This window comes from Anaeromyxobacter dehalogenans 2CP-C, assembly GCF_000013385.1.
GTDB lineage: Bacteria > Myxococcota > Myxococcia > Myxococcales > Anaeromyxobacteraceae > Anaeromyxobacter > Anaeromyxobacter dehalogenans_B.
Genome location: NC_007760.1, coordinates 1,978,093 through 2,001,609, shown reverse-complemented (window position 1 = coordinate 2,001,609; position 23,517 = coordinate 1,978,093). Strand labels below are relative to the sequence as shown.

Genomic DNA, 23,517 nt, shown 5'->3' with positions numbered 1-23,517 from the left:
AGGGCCGTCGTCCTCCGGGACCTGACACGCACGCCGGGCTTCGGATAGGTTGCGCCCGTGAGCCTCACGTACATCCAGTCCTTCGTGGCCGTCGCCGAGGAGGGCCACGTCGGCCGCGCCGCCCGGAAGCTTCACCTCACGCAGCCGCCCCTGTCGCGGCACATCCTCGCGCTCGAGGACGAGCTCGGCACGCGCCTCTTCGAGCGGACGCCGCGCGGGATGAAGCTCCTGCCCGCCGGTGAGGTGTTCCTGTCGCACGCCCGGCGGATCCTCGCGGAGGTGGACGTCGCCATCGCGCGGACGAAGGGGGCGGGGGAGGGCGGCGGGTGAGGTGAGGGGCGACCGCGGCGCCGGCAGAGCGCGGTGAGCGCCAGCCGCGCCGCGAACGCGCACATTGAGCCTCGTCATTTCTCCGTGCGGCGCCCGTGGGGAGGGATCGCACCCCTCTGAACAACGAGTGCGGGTCTGCTACTCTGCCGGTATGACTTCTCGGGGAGTGGGCCTGGTGGCGGTGCTGGTAGCGGCGTGTGCGGGCGAGGACCCGCGGCCGTACTATGTGTTCGGCGAGCCGGCGCCGGACGAGGCCGCGATCGACCTCTCCTGCGACACACCGGTCGAACTGATCCGGACGCGCACGTTCGACGATCCGCTCCTGCTCGACACCCACGTCACATGCCCGCCGGACGCCTTCGGCTGGAACACGTACGACGAGACCACCACACCAAGGACGCCCGTCGCGTTCCACTGCGAGTGGCGCTGTGTCGACTACGCCTGTGCGCTTGGGCAGGACGTGCGGATCGACGTCGGGATGGACGGGCACGTTCTCGCCATCGTGAGCGGCGCAAGCGCCTACTGCGCTGGTTCCACCCTGGTCCCACCGCTTGCGGCCGAGCTCAGCCGCTGACGGCCGCCCGTCGCGCGCCGCGAGCGCGCGAGGCGGCCCACCGCGTACGGCGCGCGCGCGACGAGCCGTCGAGGCATCAGGATCACGAGCGCGGGCGCGGCGCCGGGCCATCCCAGGCCCCGCACACGTCCCTCCCTCAAAGAACAACGGGCGCCCGGCCGTGAGGCCAAGCGCCCGTTATTTCAGAGCCGACACCCAGACTTGAACTGGGGACCTACTGATTACGAATCGGCAGTCATGCACCAATATGCTGTGCCACAGCGCTTTGGTGATGATCGGATGGGGAGAGAATGGGGGCTTTTGAGGGGGGAGTGGGTTGTATATGGGTTGTGGCTTCGAGGTGCGCGAAGGCGCGAGGACCTACTGATTAACAATCAGTCACCGTCTCCTGCGCCCGTAAGCTCGCGACCGAGACCGCGCCCCGCGGACGAGAGCACCCGGACGCGAAGGGGCCTCAGGATGACCGGGCGCTCGGTAGTCGGTTGGTTGCGTCCGTCACCCGGTGCGCAGGGCGACTCCCGGCTTGTAGCCCCCGTCCGCGGTCCGCTCGTACACGACGAGGGGACCGAGCGCGTTCAGGACCTGGCCGAGGAACAAGAAGAGCGTCGCGGGGCCGTACGGCACGAGGTGGATTCTTGCGGCGCCGTATTTCGCACGAGCGTCGCGAAGGATCTGCTTGGCCGACATCGCGAGCCCCACGGCGTCGCCCGCGGACTTCAGGACGGCTGGGCCAACGCCTACGTCCGGCTCGGCATAGACGAGAGGACCGAGCGCGATCGTGGCGTGGAACCGCCGCAGATCCGGCAGCCCATCGCCAGTGACGGCGAGCCCGACGACGACGTCCGGTCCGGGCGTCACGTCCTCGGTCTTGATCACGAACCTGCGTTCGGTCGGTGCGACGTCCGAGCGCCACAACTGTAGATCGCCCGCCGTCGGCTGCTCCGCGCGGAACTTGAAGCCGCCGACCTGCGGGAAAGTCGAGCCCACCGCGAGCACCGCCGAGAGGGGCAGCTTCCCGCGAAAGTCGATGTACTTCGCGTCGCGCCGCGCGAGGTCATCCCGAACCTGACGAAGATCGGGGAGGAGCTTGGACTCCCACACCTCCGGCGACGGGACTCTCCGGGTGTCGCGGTCGAAGTGCTCGGTCCAGTCCAGCTCGGCAGACGGCGGGCGATCCCACGCCTGCCTTGCCCAACCCTGGATCCAGAGCCGAGCGGGCGGATCGTCGGGATGTCGCGCGCGGAGTCCTCGAGTGTCGATGATCTCGAGGATGTCGGCACGCGTCAGCCGCTTCTTGCCGCCGCCGAGCTCGATGCGCTCCGCGATCTCGTCGCGGGCGATCGAGCGGGCCTCCTTGCCGAGCCGGAGACCGTAATGCGCCATGCGGTCATCGAGCTGCTCTTCGAGCGTCGTGATGCTGCTGAACCCGAGGTGAAACCGGAGATCGCGACAAAACGCCTGAACTTCTTCCTCGGTCGCGCCGAGCGCGCGCTGCCACGACCTCCGCGTCCGCCCGACCTTGGACCGCCCACCCCCCGAGAAGAAGGCCTCCAGCAGCGAGAGCGAGCGCCCGTCGATGTACGGCCCCAGGTCAGGGTGCGGAGCCGGAGCCCAGTTGCTCACGAGCCAGACCTCGATCGGCTCGCCAGCCTTGAGCACGCGCCAGCTGTCGAACAGCTTCTTGAGCAGGCTTCGCTCACCCTCTTCGGCGCGGATCAGGAAGTCGAACGAGTAATGGCCGCGGTGGTCCACATGCCACTTCACCTGGACGAACCGCGACCGCGCGCCGGATCCGGCCTTCGCGTGGAGCGTCAGGTCATCGGCTGCGCCGGCGTGAGGGTGTTCGATCGTGGCGGCTTCGAAAGGCGAGGCGTCATCGAGGAGCCGCAGGATCTCGTACCAGCTGTAGAGGTGCTGGTACCGGTCACCTTCAAGCCGCGTCCCGCTGGACTCGCCCATGAGGCCGCGCCCTCCTCGACGACCAGGCTTACGCCGCTACCGCCGGTGACTTCGGGGTGCCGGTCGCGTGAGGCGACTCGGGTCCCATCCACTCGCCGGTCGCGGTCCAGACCTCGTAGTAGTAGAGCCAGAGCGCCGCCCAGCCCATGATCGTGTCGGCGATCGACTCGCCGTCGCTCCACCGCCACTCCTCAGGCCAGTACAGGCAGAGGGAGCGGTCCTTCGGATAGACGTGCGGCGCGTCGGTGCGGAGCTTCGGGGAAAGGACGAAAACCTTCGGAAGAGTGTACGGACCGTACGTGACGCGGATGAAGTACCGGGGCGACTCCGGCGTCGGCTGGAGGTACCCCTCCCAGACGACGGTGCGATGGTGAGGCGGGCCCAGGCGATGCTTCATCGACGGCCAGAGCGCGCGCATGCGCGCGACCTGCCGCAGTGGAACGTTCGGGCCCCTACGCGTCGGAGTCATCTCCGCTCCGGTGGCCACCGTGGAAGCTCGTCGCCGCGGTCGCGATCGTCCCCGCGCTCCCGTAGCCGGCCACGCCGCCGGTATTCGTGACCTTGGTCTTGCCCGGCGCGACCGCCGCCACCTGGGCCTGCTTCTTCGCCTCCGCCTTCGCCTCGTCCGCCGTCGGCCAGTACTCCCCGAACACCTTCGCCCACTCCGCCGAGGCCGCGTCGTCGTCGTCCGTCTTCAGCGCGTTCTGCGCGGCCTTGTCTGCCTCGCGGATGCGCCGCATGAACGTTTCGAAGTGGCTGCGGTCCCAGTGCTTGGTGATGAGGTTCGTCGGGATCATCGGATCCGGGATGCGCGGCGACTCCTTCCCGTTCTCCATCAGGTCGGCGTACTTCGCGGCGATGTGGGAGAAGAAGTCGGCGAGGTTCCGCGCCGTGGACTCGCCGTTCAACGTGATGTCCCCGTTCTCGACGGCGTAGAGCGCCATGACCTCGAGCACGTAGCTCTTCGGGCGCCGCACCTTCATCTGCACGTCGCGCCAAGCCTTGACGAGCTTCACGAGCGGCACGAGCTTGCCGTTGTTCTTCTGGTTCACGCGCGACAGGCGCTCGGCGTAGCCCAGGGGATCGGACTTGATCCACTTCGCGGCCGGGCGGTCCGGGACCGAGAGCTGCTTCTCCAGCCCGTCCTTCGCGACGACGGGCACGATGTCGAGGCGCAGGTTCTCGTCCGGGAAATCCATGCGGACGGACCGCCGCTGGCCCGAAGTCTCGACGTTCGCGCCGGGGTACCCGTCGAGCACCTTCTTCACCTCCAGCAAGACCGCGTTCGGCGTCCGGTCGAGCTGGTCGTCCGGCAGGAACACGAGGACGTCCACGTCCTTGATGTCGAGGATCGCGGTGTCGCGTGCGTACGAGCCGGACAGACGGGAGTGCGGGCTCTTCGTCGCGAACTCGTGATCCTTCAGCCAGTCGCGGACCTCGCCGGGCCGGTCCTGCGCGACCTCCAGCCGCTCGTCGGAAGGGTTCACCTTCTTCAGGAGGGCCGCGAAGTGGAACCGCGTCGTTGCCATGGACGACTCCGAGGGCAGGGGAGGACCAGCCTGCGGGTGCCGTTCTACCCGGTGCGTCTGACACCGCGACTCGCGCACGTCTCGCGGCAACGCGAGGTTCGCGGAGGGCTCGACGCGGGCACCGGTGCGCCGAGAAAACTACTTGGTCACGCCGCCCTAGTAGCCGGGCAGGCGGTGGGTTGTAGGTGGGTTGTGGATGCACGAAGGCCCGCTCAGTGTGAACCAAGCGGGCCTTCGAACCTTCTGATTTTGTTGCGGAATCTGGAGCCGACACCCAGACTTGAACTGGGGACCTACTGATTACGAATCAGTTGCTCTACCAGCTGAGCTATGTCGGCGGCCCTGCAGAAGCGCGCGTTTTCTAGCATCGCCCACGGCGGGCCGCAAGGGCTCGCAGGCCTGGGCCGCGGGCGGTCGCGCGGGGGCGGGGGCGCGCCTAGCTTCCGTCCATGGCGGTCAAGAATCGGCCGGGGGCAGCGAAGCAGGTGCTGGCGCAGCAGCGGGTGGAGGTGCGGCGTTCTGCGCCGGGCAAGCGCTTCGTGGGCGACGCTGCGGCCCAGTCGCGGGAGGCCCGGGAGGCGGAGCGCGAGCGGGTCGTGCAGATGGCGGCCGAGAACGCGATCGAGCGGGCGGAGGCGGCGGAGCAGGAGCGCCTGGAGGAGATCCACGAGGAGGCGCTCTCCGACATCCTCTCCGACCTGGTCCGCGACACCTGGCAGCTCGCCCGCACGCTGGTCTCGGCGCCGTTCCGCATCGTCCGGGCCATCCGGGCGCCGCGGCCGGCCTGACCCATCCGCGACTCCGCGGCCTTCGCTCCGAGTGTCAGACGCGCGTGCTACGCCTCGTGGCGTGGACGCGAACGTTCGCCAGGAAATCCAGCCGCTTGACTGCCCGCCGGGACTGGAGGCGCTCGCGGCGCAGGCCTGGGTGCTGGAGGTTCCGCGGCCGACCGAGCGGCGGTTCGTCCTCCGGCCGGAGGCGGCGGAGCTGATCGACGGGTTGCTGGCATGGGTGGCCCGGGGCGCGGGGGCGCTGGACGTGGCGCTGGGCCGGGGGCTGCGTGCGATCGAGAAGGCCGGCGGTCCGCTGCGGCTGGGCTACTCGAGCCTGGGCGACTACGCGCGCGAGCGGCTGGGACTCCCGGAGTCCACCTCCCGGCGGCTGGCGCGGCTCTCGGCCGGCCTGGACGAGCGCCCGCTGCTCGACGCGGCGGTGCGCGCGGGCGAGGTGACGCTGCGCAAGGCGCAGGCGGTCCTGGGCGTGGCGCGGGGACCGGACGAGGAGCGCTGGGTGGCGCGGGCGCGGGTCGAGACGGTCCGGGCGCTCGCGGTGGCGGTGCGGGACGAGGCAAGCGGCGGCCGCGGCACGGCGGACGTGGGGGAGGCCGCCGAACGGCTGGTGCCGCTGGAGCTCGAGATCTCCGAGCCGGACCGCGCGGCGCTCCGCGAGGCGCTCTCGCTGGCGGGCGCCTCGCTGGGCGCGACGGCGCAGCCGTGGCAACGGCTCGAGGCGATCTGCCAGGAGTACCTCGGCTCGCACCCGGAGCCGGAGCGGCTTCGCCTCGAGGACCTCGACCCGGAGGCCGCGGCCGCGGCGGCGGGCGCGCTGGAAGGCGCTCCGTGGGGCCGGGGCAGCGAGTGGTGGGACGCGGCGCGGCTCGCGCTGGAGCAGGAAACGGAGCGCTGGAGCTACCTGGAGCGGCTGGAGCCGCTGCCGGCGCCGGAGCTGGGGGACGCGCTGGCGCCGGGCGACGTGCATGCGCTGGACGCGCGCCTGCGCGAGTGGGCGGCGATGCGCACGCGCTGGGACGCGCTGGTGGGCCACCTGGGCCTGCTCATGCGCACGCTGGGCCTCTGGCGCGAGGCGGGCTTCGCCTCCTTCGGCCACTACTGCGCCGAGCGGCTGGGCATGTCGCTCCGCGCGGTCGAGCAGCGCATCGCGCTCGAGCGGCGCCTGTACGAGCTGCCGCCGCTCCGGGCCGCCCTCGCGGAGGGGCGCGTGAGCTACGGGAAGGCGGTCGTCATCGCGAGCGCGGCGGACGAGGACACGGTCGAGGCGTGGATCGCGCGCGCGGAGACCACGCCCTGTGCGGCCCTCCGGCGCGAGGCGGAGGCAGCCGAGGACGCGCAGATGTGTTCACGCCGGGCGTGGAAGGCCCGGCTGCCCGCGGGCGTGGTGGAGCTGCTCGACGCGGCCCTGGGCGCGGCCCGCCTGGCCGCGGGGAGCCGGGTCCGGGACGGCGAGTGCCTGGGGATCATCGCGCGGCACTTCATCGACACCTGGAAACCGCTGCTGCGCGGCCGGCGCACGCGGGCGCGGCGGGTCCTGGAGCGCGACGGCGGGCGCTGCCTGGTCCCGGGGTGCACGCGCGCGGCGGACCACGCGCACCACGTGTGGCAGCGCGCCCGGGGCGGACCGGACGAACCCTGGAACCTCGCCTCGCTCTGCGCGCCGCACCACCTCGTCGCGGTCCACGGGGGCTTCCTGCGCGTGCGCGGCCGGGCGCCGCACGCGCTCGTGTGGAAGTTCCCGGGGTCGGGATCGGGACCGGGATCCGGGCCCGGCTAGAACGACTGGCCAACCGTGACGTACGCGGTGACGGGGTCCACGCCGGGCTCGCGCCACTCTCCAGCCAGCAGCCGGCCGAACCCGTGGGCGAGGCCGAGGCGCAGGTCGGTCCGCAGCCAGTACCCGAGCACGAGCTCGGCGCGGAGCTCGGCGCCGGCGGCGAAGCGCACCTCCTTCCACGAGAACGGGTGGCCGGCGAAGGGCAGCTCGCCGGGGAGGTCGAACGCGTCGCCGGCGTCCACGAACACGCTGCCGTGCACCCGCCGCAGGAACACGGGCCAGGTGGAGTACCCGCGCACGGGCGCGAGCAGCGGGACGCGCAGCTCGAGGTTCCCGAGCGCGAACGCGGTCCCGGCGAGCCAGCCGTACGGGTAGCCGCGGAGCTGGTCTGGCGCGACGCCGGCGGTCTGCATCACCACGGCCACGGGGTCCACCGTGGCGGCCCCGCCGAGCTCGTACGGCGCCCGCCCGCCGATGGACCCTTCCGCCACGCCGCCGGCGAGCCGGAGCGCGAGCACGGTGTGGCGCGTGCCGGGGACCCGCAGGTACTGGGCGACGCTCAGGCGCGCCCGCGCGAGGCCGAAGTCGCTGCCGATGGTGGGGTCGGCGGCGCGCACGGTCAGCGCCACGGTCCGGCCCTCCTCGGGCGAGATGGAGCGCACGTAGCGGCGCGCGTCGCTGTACACGGCGCGGAAGGACGCCTCGGAGAGATACCCGTCGCGCCACTCGAGCCAGTCCGAGGTGGGCGCGCGGCGCGTCTCGCCGAGCACGTCGTACGACGTCCCGGCCCAGCCGAGCCGGAAGCTGAGCGTGTCGGCGAGCCCGGGGAACGTGAAGCCGAGGCCGGCGGCGAGCGGCGTCCACACCGACTCGACGCCGCGGCCGCCGGGCGCGGAGTCGAAGTACCGCACCGACGAGAGATCGATCGTCGGCCACGACCAGCCGCCCTGGTACGAGAACGCGTACCCGGGCTCGCGCCCGCCCTCGCTCCACCACGCCTGCAGCGCCCACGCGTGCCGCGCGAGCACGTCGGTGCCGCCGGTCATGGCGCCGTAGATGCTCCCGGCGCCGTCGCTGCCCCACAGCGGCAGCCACCACCTCGGGCCGACGGTCTCGAGCGCGCGGTACGGACGCGAGGGCAGGGGCGCGGGCGCCCCGGGGGGCACGGCGCTTGCCGCGGGCGCGGGCTGCGAGGGGGTCGGGTCGAGCCAGGTGGCGGGATCGAACGGCACGGTCGCCACGTCGTAGCCGTCGCGGCCGAACGTGACGAACGCGATGGTCTTCCCGTCGGGCGACACGGCGGGCTGGAACGCGCCGGTCTCCACGTTCGTCACCTGGCGGATCGCACCGGTGGCGGCTTCCCACGCGTACAGGTCGTAGACGCCGCCGCGGTCGGAGGCGAACAGGAGGTACCTGCCGTCGGGCGTCCAGGCGGGCCCGGTGTCGAGGGCGTCGTCGTCGGTGACGCGCCGGAGCTCGCCGTGCTCCCACAGCGCGAGATCGCGCCGCCCGCCCTCCTGCAGCTCGAACGCGATCCGCTGGCCGTCGGGCGAGGGCGACGGCGCGGGCGCGTAGACCTGCGCGCCGGGGCGGGCGAACAGCACCTCGACCTGCGCGGGAGGAGGGACCGCCAGCTCGTCGCGCCGTTCACGGAGCGTCACGTCCTCGGGGACCATGGGCGCGGGCGGGAGGCTCCGCCGCACCAGCGCCATCCGCCCGCCGGCCTCGTGGCGCACGTACACCACCGCGCCGCCGCCGGGCACGACGGCGGGATCGCCGGCGCGCTCGCCGTCGGTGAGCCGGCGCCGCGCGCCGCGCACGAGGTCCACCGCCCACAGGTCGTCGTAGGTCCGGTGCAGGCGCCAGACCTCGCCGATCGCCACCACCGCCTCCCGCGGCGAGGCGAGCGAGAGCGCGCCGTTCGCGTCCACGGTGATCGCGAGCCCGAGGTCGGCGCCGGCGGGCGTCACGCGGTACGTGCCGGGCCGGCGGTCGAGGTCGCGCTTCTGGTACGCGAGGTAGCTCCCGTCGGGCGACCAGCGCGGCGTCTCCACCCGCCCACCGGCGCGCGTGAGGCGGGTGGGCACGGTCACGGGACGCTCGTGGACCCGGGCGCGAACGGCCTCGGCGTGGCGCCGCTCCTCCTCGGCGTACTCGGCCCAGAGCGAGGGGAAGTCCCGCCCGTCGAACGCGCGGGCGCCGGCCCAGCTCGGCGCGTACGGCCACACCTGCGAGCCCTGGTCGGCGACGAACGCGGCGATGGCGGCGTCGCCGTACCGGGCCCGCAGGAACGCCATGAAGCGCCCGCCGAGCAGGTACGGGGCGGAGCCGAGCGGCCACTCGAGCATGGGGTTCGAGATCTGGTCGAGCCGCGGGAACGGGCCGTCGAGCGCGAGCGCCCGCGCGTACATGTCGTGGATGGCGCTGGCGTTGCGGCCGGTGCCTGCCACGGCCTCGCCGTCGGCCTCGTGCAGCACCGCGAGCCCCTCGGCCATCCAGCTCGGCGTGAGGCCGTTCGGCACGAACAGCTTGCCGAACACCATGTTCGCGAGCGCGGGCAGCCCGCCGACGTGGTCGAGGTGCAGGATGTGGACGTACTCGTGGAACACCAGGCTGGAGACCCAGTCCCGGTAGTCGTTCAGCTCGGAGAGCCCGGGCGGCGGGACGGCGTAGAGCCGGATGGTGTCGTACGGCAGCGGCGTGGCGAGGCCGTTCGCGTCGTCGGTGTCGTCGGAGAGGACGACCTCGGTGCGCTCCCGCGGCGCGAAGCCGAGCACGGGCGAGAGGATCGCGTGCGCGCGCTCGGCGGCGCGAGCCACCTCCTGCGCGAGCGCCTCCTCGCCCTGGTGGTGGTGCACGCGGAAGTGCGGGGTCTCGATCGTCCGCCACCGGAACGCCGGGTCGTAGAGCTGGGCGCGCGCGGCGGCGGGCAAGAGCGCGAGCGCGGCGGCGCAGGCCAGGGCGACGGCGACGGCGACGGCGACGGCGATCGCGGCGCCGGGCGCGCGGCGCGGAGGGGCGCGGCCCGCCGGGCGGGCGTCGCGGGGCGCGGGGGCGGTCACTCGGGGCGCCGGGCCGCGGCGGGACGGCGGCGCTTGGCGGCGGGACGGCCGCGCTTCGGGGCGGGCGGACCGCGCTTGCGGGCACGGGGCGGCGGCACGCGCGCGTCGAGGAACCCGAGCACGCGCTCCGCCACGAGATCGGGCGCCTCCAGCGGCGCGACGTGCGTGCCGCCGGGCACGACCAGCAGCTCGCTGCCGGGGATCTCCGCGTGCATGCGCTCGGAGAGGCGGAGCGGCGTGAACGAGTCGCGCTCGCCGGCGACGACGAGCGTCGGCACGTCCACCTCGTGGAGGTGGGGCAGGCAGTCGTGCTCGGCGGCGGAGGCGAGCATGCGCACGAACAGCGTGGGCTCCACGCGCGAGAGGTCGTCGAAGTAGCGGGTGAGGTCGGCGCGCTGCACGCGGTCGCGGTCCACCTCGAACTGCAGCGCGTACTGCATGGCGAGCTCGCTCGGGAGGAGCACCCGGAACCCGGTCCGCACCGCCTCGGGGAACCGCTCCACCAGCGCCCGCGCGAACGGGAACGCCAGCCGGAGCACGGGCGAGTCGTGGAACGTGTCGATGGGCCGGCCGGGCGCGCCGCACACCAGCACGAGCGCCCGCACGCGCCCGGGGGCCCGCCGGTGCAGCTCGAGCGCGACCTGCACGCCCATGGAGTGGCCGGCGATCACGGCCGATCGCTCGCCGGCGGCGTCGAGCACCGCCAGCAGGTCGTCCACGCAGTCTTCCAGGCCGACCCGGGCCGGGTCGGCGGGCGGGGCGCTCAGGCCGTGGCCGCGGTAGTTCCAGTGGATGGTCCGGTGGCGGCCGGCGAGCGCGGGCTCGAGCGCCCGCCAGACGTAGCCGGCGCAGCCGATGCCGTCGGTCAGCACCACCGCGGGCTCGCCGGCGCCGTGGTTGGTCCAGTGGAGGCGCGTGCCGTCGCGGGCGATGGCCTCCTGTGCCTCGGTGCGTTCCATCGAGTCCCCGTGCGTGGCGCCGGCGGCGGGCGCGCCCGCGCGCGATGCGGCGGGGCTTGCCGCGCCGCCCGCGCGTGCGCGTCCATGGAGCATGGCGTAGACTGCACGGCCCGGAGGTTCAAGCGGAATGTCGCACGGCCACCCGCACGTCCACGGAGCGCACGAGCCCTCGTCCACGGCGGGGCCGGGAGGGGCCCGGGAGTGGCCCGGCGAGCAGCAGGGCGCCTGCGGCCTCCACCACGCCGATCACGAGCGGGCGCACCAGCACGGCGCGCACGGGGCGGGGACCAGCCTGCGGCGGCTCGGCATCTCGCTCGGGCTCACCGCCACCATCATGATCGCCGAGGCGGTGGGCGGCTGGATGTCGGGCTCGCTCGCGCTCGTCTCCGACGCCGGCCACATGCTCACCGACGCGGGCGCGCTCGGGCTCGCGCTCGTCGCCGCCTGGCTCTCCACGCGGCCCGCCGACGACAAGCGCACCTTCGGCTACCGCCGCGCCGAGGTGCTCGGGGCGCAGCTCAACGTGGGCGCGCTGGTGGTGCTCTCGGGCTGGATCGCCTGGGAGGCGATCCAGCGGCTGCGCGACCCGGGACCGCCCATCCGGCTCGAGCTCATGGCGTTCGTGGCCGGCGTCGGCCTCGCCGCGAACCTCGCCATCCTCTGGTTCCTGCACGGCGAGCACTCCCTCAACGCGCGCTCGGCGTTCCTGCACGTCGTCTCCGACACCATCTCCTCGGTGGCGATCCTGGCGGGCGCGGTGGTGATGGGCATCCGCCCGGACCTCCGCTGGATCGACCCGGTGCTCTCGCTCGCGATCGCGCTCCTCATCCTCTGGGGCGCGGTGCGCCTCATCCTCGAGATCACCGACATCCTGATGGAGAGCGTGCCCGCGCACCTCGACGCCGGGATCATCGGCGCGCAGATGGAGTGCTGTCCGGGCGTCGTCGCCGTGCACGACCTGCACATCTGGACGATCTCGAGCGGCATGCTCTCGCTCTCCGCGCACCTGGTGGTCGAGGCGGGGAGCATGGGCCGCAACGACGAGATCCTCACCGCGGTGAAGGCGGACCTGCGGCGCCGCTACGGGATCGACCACACCACGCTCCAGATCGAGTCGGCCGAGTACGCGCACGTGGACGACGTGCACCGGCACTGACCCCCGCCCCGCGCGGCGGACGGGCGGGCGCTCGCCCGCGCGTGCTATGAAGGGGCGTGCTCACGCGGATCCTCGCGTTCCGTCCGCCCGGCGTGCTCGGCCGGTTGCCGCCCCACAGCGGCGCCTGCCCGCTGTCGCTGCGCGAGCTGATGGGCCCGGCCATGGAGCTGGGGACGGCGCTCCCGCTGGTGGCGGCACCGTCCGCGGCGGTGGCGCGCGCCGCCCTGGTCGCGGCGAAGGAGCTGGGCAGCGCGCTCGGGCTGGCGCTCCCGCCCGGCGTCGCGCCGGAGCCCTGGTTCGCCACCGTGACCGCGGCCGCGGACGAGGTCGCGGCCGGGCTGCCCATCTTCCTCTCCGCCGAGGTGCGGGTGGACGGCGAGGCGGCCATGCAGGTGGACCGCGCCTGCCAGGAGGCGTGGCGCCTGGTGGACGCGGGGCTCACGCACCTCGCGCTCGACGCCTCCGACGTCGCGCCGGAGGAGCGCGCCCGCGTGCTCGCCGAGGTGGCGGCGGGGGCGCTGGAGCGCGGGGTGTGCGTGGACTGCGTGGTGCCGATCGACCCTGGGGTGCCGGCGGCGCGCCAGGCCGCGGTGCTGTTCGAGGCGCTCGCGGCGAGCGGCGCCCCGCCCGACGTCGCGAGCGTGCGCTGCCCGGCGCCGGCCGGCCCGGAGGACGCGCGCGCCCAGGTCGGCGCGCTGGCGCGGCTCTCGGCGGCGCTCGCCGGCGTGCCCATCGTGCGCCGTGGGCCGGTGTCCCGCCCGCTGCTCGGGCTGCTCGCCGGCTCGCCGGTGAAGGCCTGCGAGGACGGGGGCGCGGCCGCGGCGCGCGCGCGGGCGCCGCTCGGCGGCGGGGCCGACGAGGCCGACCGGCGCGAGGCCCGCGTCTACGTCGAGGTGATGGACTTCCTCGAGCGGCTCGGCGCGGCGGGCAGCGCGCGCGGGCTGGGGCGGGCGCTGGAGGCCCGGCTCGCCGAGGACCGCGCGTGACGCGCATCATCGCCGGGACCGCGCGCGGCCGGCGGCTGGCCGTGCCGAAGGGGCAGGGGACGCGCCCCACCAGCGACAAGGTCCGGGGCGCGGTGTTCAACCTGCTCGGCCAGTTCTTCGACGGCGGCGACGTGCTCGATCTCTACGCCGGCACCGGCGCGCTGGCGCTGGAGGCGCTCTCGCGCGGCTGCGCGCGCGCCGTGTGCGTCGAGGCGGATCGCCCCACCGCGGAGCTGCTGCGCCGCAACGCCGAGACCTGCGGCTGGGCCGACCGCGTCGAGGTGGTCCGCGGCCGGGTGCCGGAGGCGCTGGCGCGGCTCGCGCCGGGGCGGTTCGCGCTGGCGTTCGTCGATCCGCCCTACGCGGAGGGCCCGGACGCGGCGCTGGCGGCGCTCGGGCCGCTGCTCGCGCCGGGCGGACGGGCGGTCGCCGAGCACGACGCCCGCCGCCCGCCCGTGGACCGGATCGGTCCACTCTCGCTCGCGGATCGGCGCACGTACGGGGGCACGGGAATCTCGATCTACCAGCGCGACTGAGCGATACTGCGCACCCCTCATGAACCGCGCCGCCATCTACCCTGGCTCGTTCGACCCGCTCACCAACGGTCACCTCGCGATCATCCAGCGCGGGCTGAACCTGTTCGACCGGCTCGTCGTCGCGGTCGCGAACAACCCGCAGAAGTCGCCGATGTTCACGGTGGACGAGCGCAAGGCGCTCATCCGCGAGGCCGTGGGCAACGATCCGCGGGTCGAGGTGGACTCCTTCGACGGCCTGATGGTGGACTACGCGCGCACGCGCGGCATCCCCAAGGTGCTGCGCGGGCTGCGGGCGGTCTCGGACTTCGAGTACGAGTTCCAGCTCGCGAACATGAACAAGAAGCTGCTGCCGGAGTTCGAGTCGGTCTTCGTGATGACCGGCGAGGACTACTTCTTCGTCTCGGCGCGGCTCGTGCGCGAGGTGGCGGTGTTCGGCGGCAACGTCGAGGGGCTGGTGCCGCCGAACGTGCTCGAGGCGCTCCAGCGCAAGCTGGGCCGTCCGCCGCGCACCTGATCGCGGACGCCCGCCGCGCCCGGGGGAACGCCGCAGGGCGGCCACGACGCCCCTGGCGGTGAGCACCCGTTCTGGTATTCTCGTTTCCCTTTTTTTCACGCCGCGGACGCTCGGCGGCGGTCACCTTCTCTCCGAGGGAACGGAACCATGAAGCTCGCGAAGCGGCTGGACGTGGTCAAGCCGTCGCCCACCCTGGCCATCACCGCGAAGGCGCGGGAGATGAAGTCCAAGGGCATCGACGTGGTCGGGTTCGGCGCCGGCGAGCCGGACTTCGACACGCCCGCCATGATCAAGGACGCGGCGAAGAAGGCGATCGACGCCGGCTTCACGAAGTACACGCCCACGAACGGCATCGTCGAGCTGCGCGAGGCGATCGCGGCCCGCATCCAGCAGGAGCACCGGGTCTCGTACAAGGCGAGCGAGGTGCTGGTCTCCTGCGGCGGCAAGCACGCGCTCTACAACCTGTTCCAGGCGCTGCTGAACGACGGCGACGAGGTCGTCATCTTCACGCCGTACTGGGTCTCGTACGCGGACATGGTGCGGGTGGCGGGCGGCGTGCCCGTGCTGGTCGAGACCAGCATGGACACCGGCTTCGATCCCTCCCCGGAGCAGATCCGCAAGGCGATCGGGCCGAAGACCCGGGCCGTCATCGTGAACAGCCCGTCGAACCCGACCGGCGCGATGCTCTCCCGCCGCACGCTCGAGACGGTGATCTCCTGCGTGAAGGGCACCGAGACCCTCATCGTCTCCGACGACATCTACGACAAGCTCGTCTACCGCGGGAAGTTCGAGAACGTCCTCGACCTCGACCCGTCGCTGCAGGGCCAGGTGGCGCTCGTGAACGGCGCCTCCAAGACGTTCTCGATGACCGGGTGGCGCATCGGCTGGACCGCCGGCCCGCAGGCGCTCATCTCGGCGATGCAGAAGCTCCAGGACAACTCGACGTCCAACCCCGCCTCGATCTCGCAGAAGGCGGCGCTCGGCGCGCTCACGCTCCCCGGCGTGGGCGACGAGGTCGAGAAGATGCGCAGGACGTTCGACGAGCGGCGCAAGCACATCGTCGGCCGCCTGAACGCCATCGACGGCGTCCGCTGCTTCGACCCGGGCGGCGCGTTCTACGCGTTCCCGTACGTCGGCGAGCTGCTGAAGCGGGCCGCCCCCGGCGCGAGCGCGCCGCTCGGCACCGACGACAAGCTCATCGACCTGCTGCTCGAGAAGCACCTGGTGGCCGCGGTCCCCGGCTCCGCGTTCGGCGCGCCCGGCTACATGCGCCTGTCGTTCGCCACCTCGATGGAGCAGATCGACAAGGGCTGCGATCGCATCGCGGAGATGGCGAAGAGCCTGAAGTAGCCCGCCGACGCACGCCCCCGGCGCCCCGCCGGCCTCCGGGCCGCGCGGGGCGCCGTGCCTTCGGGGGGGGCGGGCGGCGGGAATCCCACCCGCCGAACGAGGGGGCGTGTGCTAGCCTGCCGGCCCATGGACGCGCCTCGGGAGGTGTGGGGAGACCTCGCGACCACCGCCTTCGTGGAGTCGAGCCTGCTGTTCCGGTCGCTCGACCCGGACGCGCTCCGCGACCTCGTGCAGCTCGCCCGCGCGGTGGACGCCGCCGCCGGGGAGACCGTCTCCGCCGAGGACGACGACGGCTTCTACCTGCTGATGGACGGGCGGGCGGAGGTGCTCGCCGGCGGCGAGGCGCTCGGCCAGCTCGAGCGCGGCGCCTGCTTCGGCGAGGGGCGGGTGCTCGGCGGCGGGCGCCCGGCCGCCCTGGTGGCGCGCACCGCGGTCACGGCGGTCGCGTTCCCGGCGCCGATGGTGGCGGCGATGGCCGAGCGCTTCCCGCGCCTCCGCAAGCTGCTGGAGGCGGCGCGGGCGGCCCGGCAGAAGGCCGTTCACGGCGCCTGATCGAGCGCGCGCCCGCCCGTCCCGAGCGTGGCCCCGCCGCGAGGCGGGGCGGAGGCGAGGGAGCGGCCGGCCGGGTGCGCGGGAGCGCGCGGCGGGGTCCCATCGGCGGGGCGGTGTGTGCTAGGTTCCGCGCCCATGCCGCGCCGCACGGACATCAAGAAGATCATGATCGTGGGCTCCGGGCCGATCGTCATCGGCCAGGCCTGCGAGTTCGACTACTCGGGCACCCAGGCGTGCAAGGCCTTGAAGGAGGAGGGGTACGAGGTCGTGCTCCTCAACTCCAACCCGGCCACCATCATGACCGACCCGGGGTTCGCCGACCGGACCTACGTCGAGCCGATCACCCCCGAGACCGCCGAGCTGATCCTGGCGCGCGAGAAGCCGGACGTGCTGCTCCCCACGCTGGGCGGCCAGACGGCGCTCAACCTGGCGGTGGCGCTCGCCCGCAACGGCGCGCTGGCGCGCCACGGGGTCGAGCTCATCGGCGCGTCGCTCGAGGCCATCGAGAAGGCCGAGGACCGGCTCCTCTTCAAGGAGGCGATGGAGCGCGTCGGGGTGGAGCTGCCCAAGAGCGGCTACGCCACGAGCTGGGAGGAGGCGCGGGCCATCGCCCGCGACATCGGGTTCCCGATCATCATCCGCCCGAGCTTCACCATGGGCGGCGAGGGCGGCGGCGTCGCCTACAACCTGGAGGAGTTCGAGCCGCTGGCGCGGCGCGCGCTGACGCTCTCCCCGACGCACACGATCCTCTGCGAGGAGTCGATCATCGGGTGGAAGGAGTACGAGCTCGAGGTGATGCGCGACCGGAAGGACAACGTCGTCATCATCTGCTCGATCGAGAACTTCGACCCGATGGGCGTGCACACCGGCGACTCCATCACGGTCGCGCCGGCCCAGACGCTCACCGACAAGGAGTACCAGCGGATGCGCGAGGCGGGCCTGCGCATCATCCGCGAGATCGGCGTCGAGACCGGCGGGTCGAACATCCAGTTCGGCGTCCACCCGCAGACCGGGCGCATGGTGGTCATCGAGATGAACCCGCGCGTGTCGCGCTCGTCCGCGCTCGCGTCCAAGGCCACCGGGTTCCCCATCGCCAAGATCGCCGCGAAGCTGGCGGTGGGCTACACGCTCGACGAGATCAAGAACGACATCACCCGCTACACGCCGGCCTCCTTCGAGCCGACCATCGACTACGTGGTCACGAAGGTGCCGCGCTTCGCGTTCGAGAAGTTCCGCGGCGCCGACGACACCCTCACCACGCAGATGAAGTCGGTGGGCGAGGTGATGGCCATCGGCCGGACGTTCCAGGAGTCGCTCCAGAAGGCCATCCGCGGCCTGGAGATCGACCGGTGCGGCCTGGAGTCGCCGCTCGGCAAGCGCCCGGGCGACGCGTACGCGCCGGACGAGGTGGAGCGGATCCGCGCCGAGGCGCGCGTGCCGCGCGCGCACCGCCTGTTCTGGCTGGCGGAGTGCTTCCGCGCCGGCCTCGGCGTGGACGACGTGCACGGCCTCACGCACGTGGACCCGTGGTTCCTGCGCGAGGTGGAGGAGCTCGTCGCCACCGAGCGGACGCTGGCGCGGGGCGTCCCCGCCACCGCCGAGGCGTTCCGCGCGGTGAAGCGGATGGGGTTCTCCGACAAGCGCATCGCCCAGCTCGCCGGCCGCAAGGAGGCGGAGGTCCGCGAGGCGCGGCACGCGCTCGGCGTCCGCCCGGTGTTCAAGCGCGTGGACACCTGCGCGGCCGAGTTCGAGGCCTACACGCCCTACCTCTACTCGACGTACGAGGAGGAGTGCGAGGCGGCCCCGACCGACCGGCCGAAGGTGATGATCCTGGGCGGCGGCCCGAACCGCATCGGGCAGGGCATCGAGTTCGACTACTGCTGCGTGCACGCGTCGTTCGCGCTGTCGAAGGCCGGGTTCGAGACCATCATGGTCAACTGCAACCCGGAGACGGTCTCGACCGACTACGACACCTCCGACCGCCTGTACTTCGAGCCGCTCACGCTCGAGGACGTGCTCGAGATCGTGCACGTGGAGAAGCCGAAGGGGCTCATCGTCCAGTACGGCGGCCAGACGCCGCTCAAGCTGGCGGTGCCGCTCCACGCGCTCGGCGTGCCCATCTTCGGCACCGCCCCGGACGCCATCGACCGCGCCGAGGACCGCGAGCGCTTCGCCGCGCTCATCGAGAAGCTCGGGCTGCGGCAGCCGCGGAACGGCGTCGCGCGCAGCGCCGACGAGGCGTTCGCGGTGGCGCGCCGCATCGGCTACCCGGCCATGGTCCGCCCGTCGTACGTGCTGGGCGGCCGCGCCATGGAGGTCGTCTACGACGACCGCGACCTCGAGACCTACCTGCGCGAGGCGGTGCAGGCCTCCAACGAGCGCCCGGTGCTCATCGACCGCTTCCTCAAGGACGCGGCCGAGGTGGACGTGGACGTCGTCTCGGACGGCCGGGACGTCACCGTCGGCGGCGTGATGGAGCACATCGAGGAGGCCGGCATCCACTCCGGCGACTCCGCCTGCGCGCTCCCGCCGTACAGCCTGCGCCCCGAGCACGTCGCCGAGATCGAGCGCCAGTCGGTGGCGATGGCGCGCGAGCTGGGCGTCATCGGCCTGATGAACGTGCAGTTCGCCATCCAGGGCGACGACATCTACGTCCTCGAGGTGAACCCGCGCGCGAGCCGCACCGTGCCGTTCGTGGGCAAGGCCACCGGCCTGCCGCTCGCGAAGGCGGGCGCGCTCTGCATGGTGGGCAAGACGCTGGCGGAGGCGGGCGCGTCGGCGCCGCGGCGGCCGCGGCACACCTCGGTGAAGGAGGCGGTGTTCCCGTTCGCGCGCTTCCGCGGGGTGGACACCGTCCTCGGCCCGGAGATGAAGTCCACCGGCGAGGTGATGGGCGTCTCCGACGACTTCTACCGCGCGTTCTTCAAGGCGCAGGCGGCGGCGGGCAACGCGCTGCCGGTGGCCGGCGAGGGGCGGCGCGCGTTCGTGTCGGTGCGCGACGCCGACAAGCCCGCGGTGGTGGACATCGCCCGGCGGCTCGCGAAGCTCGGGTTCGAGGTGCTCTCCACCGCCGGCACCGCCGCGTTCCTGGCCGGGCACGGCCTCGAGACCACCCGGGTGCGCAAGGTGAACGAGGGCCGCCCGTCGATCGTGGACCGCATCATCGACGGCGACGTGCACTTCGTGGTGAACACCACCGCCGGCAAGCAGGAGATCGCGGACAGCTACTCCATCCGGCGCGAGACGCTGATGAAGGGGCTGCCGTACTTCACGACGCTCACCGGCGCGCGCGCGGCGGTCGGCGCCATGGAGGCCGCGCGGGGCGGCGCGCCCTCGGTGCGCACCATCCAAGAGTACCACGGGGGCTGACGGCGGGGCCCGGGGCGGCCGATGGATCGTTGACACGGCCTCCGCGGCGCTCTAGTGAAGGAGAGGAACGCGGCCGCTCCGGGCATCTCCGGGGTCGGCCGTCCTCGTTTTTCGGGAAGGTGAAACGATGCAGCGCGTCCCCATGACCAAGGGCGGCCTCGTCCGGCTGAAGGATGAGCTGAGGCGGCTCAAGAGCGTCGAGCGTCCCAAGATCGTGAAGGAGATCGCGGAGGCGCGTGCGCACGGGGATCTCTCCGAGAACGCCGAGTACCACGCGGCCAAGGAGAAGCAGAGCCACATCGAGGGCCGGATCGCGCAGGTGGAGCACTGGATCGCCAGCGCCGAGGTCATCGACGTCACCAAGCACGCCGGCGACCGCGTGGTGTTCGGCGCGACCGTCTCGCTCGAGGACACCGAGTCCGGCGACCAGGTGACCTACCGCATCGTGGGCGAGCTGGAGGCCGACCTGAAGCAGGGCAAGATCTCGGTCACCAGCCCGATCGCCCGCGCGCTCATCGGGCGCAGCGAAGGCGACACGGTGGTCGTCCGCTCGCCCGGCGGCGAGAAGGAGTACGAGATCCAGTCGGTCGCGTTCGTGGAGGAGGAGCTGCCGACGGAGTCCGAGTAGTCGGACCCGGCTGGTAGCCTCGCCGCCGTGGAGCGCAAGCAGGGCGGCCCGGCGGATCCGCGCCAGGAGGGGGACCTCCCCGGCGCCGCGGCGGCGCGCGCGCTCGAGGCGCTCCTGCCGCCGCTCCGCTTCGCGGTGAAGGACGGCTTCGCCGGCGCGCCGCGGCTGGCGGGCTTCGGCGAGACGGTGCGCGGCGCGGTCTCGCGCGCCCGCGCGGCCGGCGCCGGCGACTCGCCCGCGCTGCGCCGGCTGGAGCTCGAGGCGGAGGGCTTCGACGGGCTCCCGCTGGCCGCCCGCCGCAAGGCGCTCGCGCGAATCGCCGCCGACCTCGCCGCGCTCATCCCGGTCCCGGAGGAGCTGCGGGCGCTCGCGCGCGCCGCGCGCGTGGAGGCCGAGGCCCGCCCCGGTGGCGTGCCGCCGCCGCCCGTCGCAAAGGCCTCGCCGCCGGTCGCGGAGTCTGCTCCGCGCGCTTCGATCACCAAGCCCGCCCCGCGCCCGACCCGCGAGCCCGCCCCGCGCGCTTCGACCCGCGAGCCCGCCCCGGTCGCCGAGCCCGCGCCCCGCGCGCCGCTCCCGCCGGATCCGCCCTGGCACCCGCTCCCGGACGCGCGCACGGCGGAGGAGCGCGCCGCCCGCCGCCGGCGCCTCGCCACCCGCCTCGCCGACCTGCCGCGGGTCCACCCGGCGCCGCGCGCGCTGCTGGAGGAGCGCGGGCGCGAGACGGTCGAGGCGGCGCTGGAGCTGTGGCCGCGCGCCTACCAGGATCGGACCGCGCTGCGCCGCATCTCCGAGCTGCGGGTGGGGGACGAGGCGACCGTGCTCGGGACCGTGGCCCACGTGCGCATCCAGCGCATGCGGAGCGGGAAGCCGCTGCTCAAGGTCGGCGTGCAGGAGGGCGGCTCCGCGCTGGAGCTCGTCTTCTTCAACCCGCCGCCCTGGCGGCTGAAGCAGTTCGCGGCGGGCGAGTCGCTGCTCTGCTCCGGCAAGGTGACGGAGGGCTTCGGCGCGCGGCGGCAGATGAGCCAGCCGGAGGTGGAGAAGGTCCAGGCCGGCGACTCCGCGAACTTCGGCCGCATCGTGCCCGTCTACCCGGGGCCGGCCGACTACCAGCACCCGGCGCTCCGCAAGCTGATGAAGCGGCTGGTGGACGAGCTCGTGCCGGCGGCGGTGGACGACCTGCCGGCGGACCTCCGCGCCCGCCGGGAGCTCGTCGGACGCGCCGAGGCGCTGCGCGAGGCGCACTTCCCGCCGCCGGGCACCGACCCGCTCCGCGCGGCCGAGCGGGTCACCCCCGCGTTCCGGCGGCTCGTGTTCGAGGAGCTGTTCTTCCTCCAGCTCGCGCTGGCGATGCGGCGGCGCGGCGTGCGCGCCGAGGCCGGGATCGCGTTCGACGCCTCGCCGGCGGCGCTGGCCCGCGCGGTCGAGCCGCTGCCGTTCCGGCTCACCGGCGCCCAGGAGCGCGCGCTCGCCGAGATCGCCCGGGACATGGCGGAGCCCGAGCCCATGAACCGCCTGCTGCAGGGGGACGTCGGCAGCGGCAAGACCGCGGTCGCGTTCGCCGCCATGATGCTGGCGGTCCGGTCGGGCTGGCAGGCGGCGCTCATGGTGCCGACCGAGATCCTGGCCGGGCAGCACGCGCGCACGCTCTCGCGCTGGCTGGAGGGGCGCGGGGTCGAGGTGGCGCTGGTGGGCGCGAGCGCGCGCGGCAAGGGGCAGCGCGAGGCGCGCGCGGCGGTGGCCGAGGGCAGGGCGCGCATCGCGGTGGGGACGCACGCGCTGCTGGAGCAGGCGGTCGGGTTCGAGCGGCTCGGCCTGGTGGTGGTGGACGAGCAGCACCGCTTCGGCGTGATGCAGCGGGCCTCGCTCATCTCCAAGGGGCGCCGTCCGGACGTGCTGGTCATGACCGCGACGCCCATCCCGCGCACGCTGGCGCTCGCGTTCTACGGCGACCTCGACCAGTCCAAGATCGGCGAGCTGCCGCCGGGCCGCACCCCGGTGACCACGCGGCTGTTCGGCGACTCGCAGCGGAAGGCGGCCTACGCGCTCGCGCGCGGCGAGCTGGAGGCGGGCCGGCAGGTGTACGTGGTCTACCCGCTGGTGGAGGAGTCGGAGAAGACCGACCTCGCCGACGCGACCACCGGCGCGACCGAGCTGGCGAAGGTGTTCCCGGGCCACGAGATCGGGCTGCTGCACGGGCGGATGAAGCCCGACGAGAAGCAGCGGGTCATGGACCGCTTCCGCGCGGGCGAGCTCCAGGTGCTGGTGGCGACCACCGTCATCGAGGTGGGCGTGGACGTGCCGAACGCGAGCGTCATGATCGTCGAGCACGCCGAGCGCTTCGGCCTGTCGCAGCTCCACCAGCTCCGGGGCCGGGTGGGGCGCGGCGCGGCGAAGAGCTTCTGCCTGCTGCTCGCGCACTTCCGCCGCGCCGGCGACGAGGCGCGCGAGCGGCTGCGGGCCATGGAGGAGACGCAGGACGGCTTCGAGATCGCGCGGGTGGACCTGCGCATCCGGGGCCCCGGCGAGCTGCTCGGCACCCGGCAGTCCGGGCAGAAGCTGCTCGACGTCGCCGACCTGTACCGCGACGAGGCCATCCTCGAGGAGGCGCGCGAGGAGGCGTTCGGCCTGGTGGAGCGCGACCCGGACCTCGCCCGCCCGGAGCACGCCGCGGCGCGCGAGGCGCTCGCCGGCCGCTGGGCCGGGCGGCTCTCGCTGGCGCAGGTCGGGTAGCGAGCCGCCCCCGGCGGGCTCGCCCCGGCGGACGGCGGCGGCGCGCCACCTCGCGGGCGCGGCGCGGGAGTGCCTAGCATCGGGCGTGAGCAGGGAGCTCGCCGAGTGGCTCGGCCACATGGGCATCCGCGACCGGCGCGTCCTCGACGCGATCGCGGAGCTCGATCGCGCCCGCTTCGTGCCGCCGCACCTCGTGGCCGAGGCCTACGCCGACCGGCCGCTGCCCATCGGCTTCGGCCAGACCATCTCGCAGCCGTTCGTGGTCGCGTTCATGACCGAGGCGCTCGGGCTCGACGGCGGCGAGCGGGTGCTCGAGGTCGGCACCGGCTCGGGCTACCAGACCGCGCTGCTGGCGCGGCTCGCCGGCGAGGTCTGGTCGGTGGAGATCGTCCCCGGGCTGGCGGCGCGGGCGCGCGCGCTGCTGCTCGGCGACCTCGGGCTCGCGAACGTCCACCTGCGCGAGGGCGACGGCGCGCTGGGCTGGCCGGAGGCCGCGCCGTTCGATCGCATCCTCGTCACCGCCGCCGCGCCGCAGGTCCCGCCGCCGCTCCGGGCGCAGCTCGCGCCGGGCGGACGGATGGTGCTGCCGGTGGGTGAGGCGGAGTCGGAGCAGGTGCTCCGCGTGCTGGAGCGCGCCGCGGACGGGATCGAGGAGATCGAGGACCTCCTCCCCGTGCGCTTCGTCCCGCTCACGCACCTCCCGCCTGCGGTATGA

The 23,517-nt window shown here is 73.7% G+C and carries 19 protein-coding genes and 1 tRNA gene; 14 read left to right on the top strand and 6 right to left on the bottom strand.

Going from position 1 to position 23,517, the window contains the following annotated elements; translation table 11 throughout:
• The first annotated feature begins 57 nt into the window (after positions 1 to 57).
• On the top strand, positions 58 to 330 hold the full coding sequence (locus ADEH_RS09060; protein ID WP_011420799.1) for a LysR family transcriptional regulator: 273 nt from the start codon (positions 58 to 60) through the stop codon (positions 328 to 330).
• Between the two features lie 166 nt (positions 331 to 496).
• Positions 497 to 904, top strand: a complete 408-nt coding sequence (locus tag ADEH_RS09055; protein WP_157061346.1) for a hypothetical protein — start codon at positions 497 to 499, stop codon at positions 902 to 904.
• Positions 905 to 1,399: 495 nt separating this feature from the next.
• On the opposite strand, the gene ADEH_RS09050 is transcribed toward ADEH_RS09055, so the two are convergent.
• The 4 genes from ADEH_RS09050 to ADEH_RS09035 form a co-directional block, all read right to left on the bottom strand.
• Positions 1,400 to 2,863: an SAVED domain-containing protein gene (locus tag ADEH_RS09050; RefSeq protein WP_011420797.1), complete on the bottom strand. Its 1,464-nt coding sequence runs from the start codon at positions 2,861 to 2,863 to the stop codon at positions 1,400 to 1,402.
• Positions 2,864 to 2,891: 28 nt separating this feature from the next.
• Positions 2,892 to 3,281: a hypothetical protein gene (locus ADEH_RS09045; protein WP_049760079.1), complete on the bottom strand. Its 390-nt coding sequence runs from the start codon at positions 3,279 to 3,281 to the stop codon at positions 2,892 to 2,894.
• 34 nt (positions 3,282 to 3,315) lie between these two features.
• Positions 3,316 to 4,392, bottom strand: a complete 1,077-nt coding sequence (locus ADEH_RS09040; protein ID WP_011420795.1) for a nucleotidyltransferase domain-containing protein — start codon at positions 4,390 to 4,392, stop codon at positions 3,316 to 3,318.
• A 262-nt stretch (positions 4,393 to 4,654) separates the two neighbouring features.
• A tRNA-Thr gene (locus ADEH_RS09035) sits at positions 4,655 to 4,730 on the bottom strand.
• A 111-nt stretch (positions 4,731 to 4,841) separates the two neighbouring features.
• Between ADEH_RS09035 and ADEH_RS09030 the strand changes: the two genes are divergently transcribed.
• On the top strand, positions 4,842 to 5,180 hold the full coding sequence (locus ADEH_RS09030) for a hypothetical protein (protein WP_041453446.1): 339 nt from the start codon (positions 4,842 to 4,844) through the stop codon (positions 5,178 to 5,180).
• Positions 5,181 to 5,241: 61 nt separating this feature from the next.
• Complete coding sequence (locus ADEH_RS09025; protein WP_049760078.1) at positions 5,242 to 6,960, top strand: HNH endonuclease signature motif containing protein; 1,719 nt, start codon at positions 5,242 to 5,244, stop codon at positions 6,958 to 6,960.
• Here ADEH_RS09025 and ADEH_RS09020 read toward each other — a convergent pair.
• Together ADEH_RS09020 and ADEH_RS09015 are read right to left on the bottom strand one after the other, a co-directional pair.
• Positions 6,957 to 10,022: a BamA/TamA family outer membrane protein gene (locus ADEH_RS09020; protein ID WP_011420793.1), complete on the bottom strand. Its 3,066-nt coding sequence runs from the start codon at positions 10,020 to 10,022 to the stop codon at positions 6,957 to 6,959. The two genes, ADEH_RS09025 and ADEH_RS09020, sit on opposite strands and share 4 nt — an antisense overlap.
• Complete coding sequence (locus tag ADEH_RS09015) at positions 10,019 to 10,981, bottom strand: alpha/beta fold hydrolase (RefSeq protein WP_011420792.1); 963 nt, start codon at positions 10,979 to 10,981, stop codon at positions 10,019 to 10,021. The genes ADEH_RS09020 and ADEH_RS09015 overlap by 4 nt, the downstream gene beginning before the upstream one ends.
• Positions 10,982 to 11,108: 127 nt before the next feature.
• Here ADEH_RS09015 and ADEH_RS09010 point away from each other — a divergent pair, with 127 nt between their 5' ends.
• The 10 genes from ADEH_RS09010 to ADEH_RS08965 all read left to right on the top strand — a co-directional run bounded on the left by ADEH_RS09010 (position 11,109) and on the right by ADEH_RS08965 (position 23,517).
• Complete coding sequence (locus tag ADEH_RS09010) at positions 11,109 to 12,137, top strand: cation diffusion facilitator family transporter (RefSeq protein WP_011420791.1); 1,029 nt, start codon at positions 11,109 to 11,111, stop codon at positions 12,135 to 12,137.
• A gap of 56 nt (positions 12,138 to 12,193) precedes the next feature.
• Complete coding sequence (locus ADEH_RS09005; protein ID WP_011420790.1) at positions 12,194 to 13,123, top strand: hypothetical protein; 930 nt, start codon at positions 12,194 to 12,196, stop codon at positions 13,121 to 13,123.
• On the top strand, positions 13,120 to 13,659 hold the full coding sequence (gene rsmD / locus ADEH_RS09000; RefSeq protein ID WP_011420789.1) for a 16S rRNA (guanine(966)-N(2))-methyltransferase RsmD: 540 nt from the start codon (positions 13,120 to 13,122) through the stop codon (positions 13,657 to 13,659). The genes ADEH_RS09005 and rsmD overlap by 4 nt, the downstream gene beginning before the upstream one ends.
• A 19-nt stretch (positions 13,660 to 13,678) precedes the next feature.
• On the top strand, positions 13,679 to 14,173 hold the full coding sequence (coaD, locus tag ADEH_RS08995; protein ID WP_011420788.1) for a pantetheine-phosphate adenylyltransferase: 495 nt from the start codon (positions 13,679 to 13,681) through the stop codon (positions 14,171 to 14,173).
• Positions 14,174 to 14,320: 147 nt separating this feature from the next.
• Positions 14,321 to 15,523, top strand: a complete 1,203-nt coding sequence (locus ADEH_RS08990; protein ID WP_011420787.1) for a pyridoxal phosphate-dependent aminotransferase — start codon at positions 14,321 to 14,323, stop codon at positions 15,521 to 15,523.
• Positions 15,524 to 15,649: 126 nt separating this feature from the next.
• A complete protein-coding gene (locus tag ADEH_RS08985) occupies positions 15,650 to 16,075 on the top strand; it encodes a cyclic nucleotide-binding domain-containing protein (RefSeq protein ID WP_041453445.1) in 426 nt (141 codons plus the stop codon).
• 135 nt (positions 16,076 to 16,210) lie between these two features.
• A complete protein-coding gene (gene carB, locus ADEH_RS08980; protein WP_011420785.1) occupies positions 16,211 to 19,444 on the top strand; it encodes a carbamoyl-phosphate synthase large subunit in 3,234 nt (1,077 codons plus the stop codon).
• A 127-nt stretch (positions 19,445 to 19,571) separates the two neighbouring features.
• Positions 19,572 to 20,072, top strand: coding sequence for a transcription elongation factor GreA (gene greA, locus ADEH_RS08975; RefSeq protein ID WP_011420784.1), 501 nt, complete (start codon positions 19,572 to 19,574; stop codon positions 20,070 to 20,072).
• A gap of 27 nt (positions 20,073 to 20,099) precedes the next feature.
• The gene (gene recG / locus ADEH_RS08970; RefSeq protein WP_041453444.1) at positions 20,100 to 22,802 is read left to right on the top strand and encodes an ATP-dependent DNA helicase RecG; all 2,703 of its coding nucleotides are present in this window, start codon (positions 20,100 to 20,102) and stop codon (positions 22,800 to 22,802) included.
• 85 nt (positions 22,803 to 22,887) lie between these two features.
• Positions 22,888 to 23,517 carry a protein-L-isoaspartate(D-aspartate) O-methyltransferase gene (locus ADEH_RS08965; RefSeq protein WP_011420782.1) on the top strand — a complete coding sequence of 210 codons (630 nt, stop codon included), beginning with the start codon at positions 22,888 to 22,890 and terminating at the stop codon, positions 23,515 to 23,517.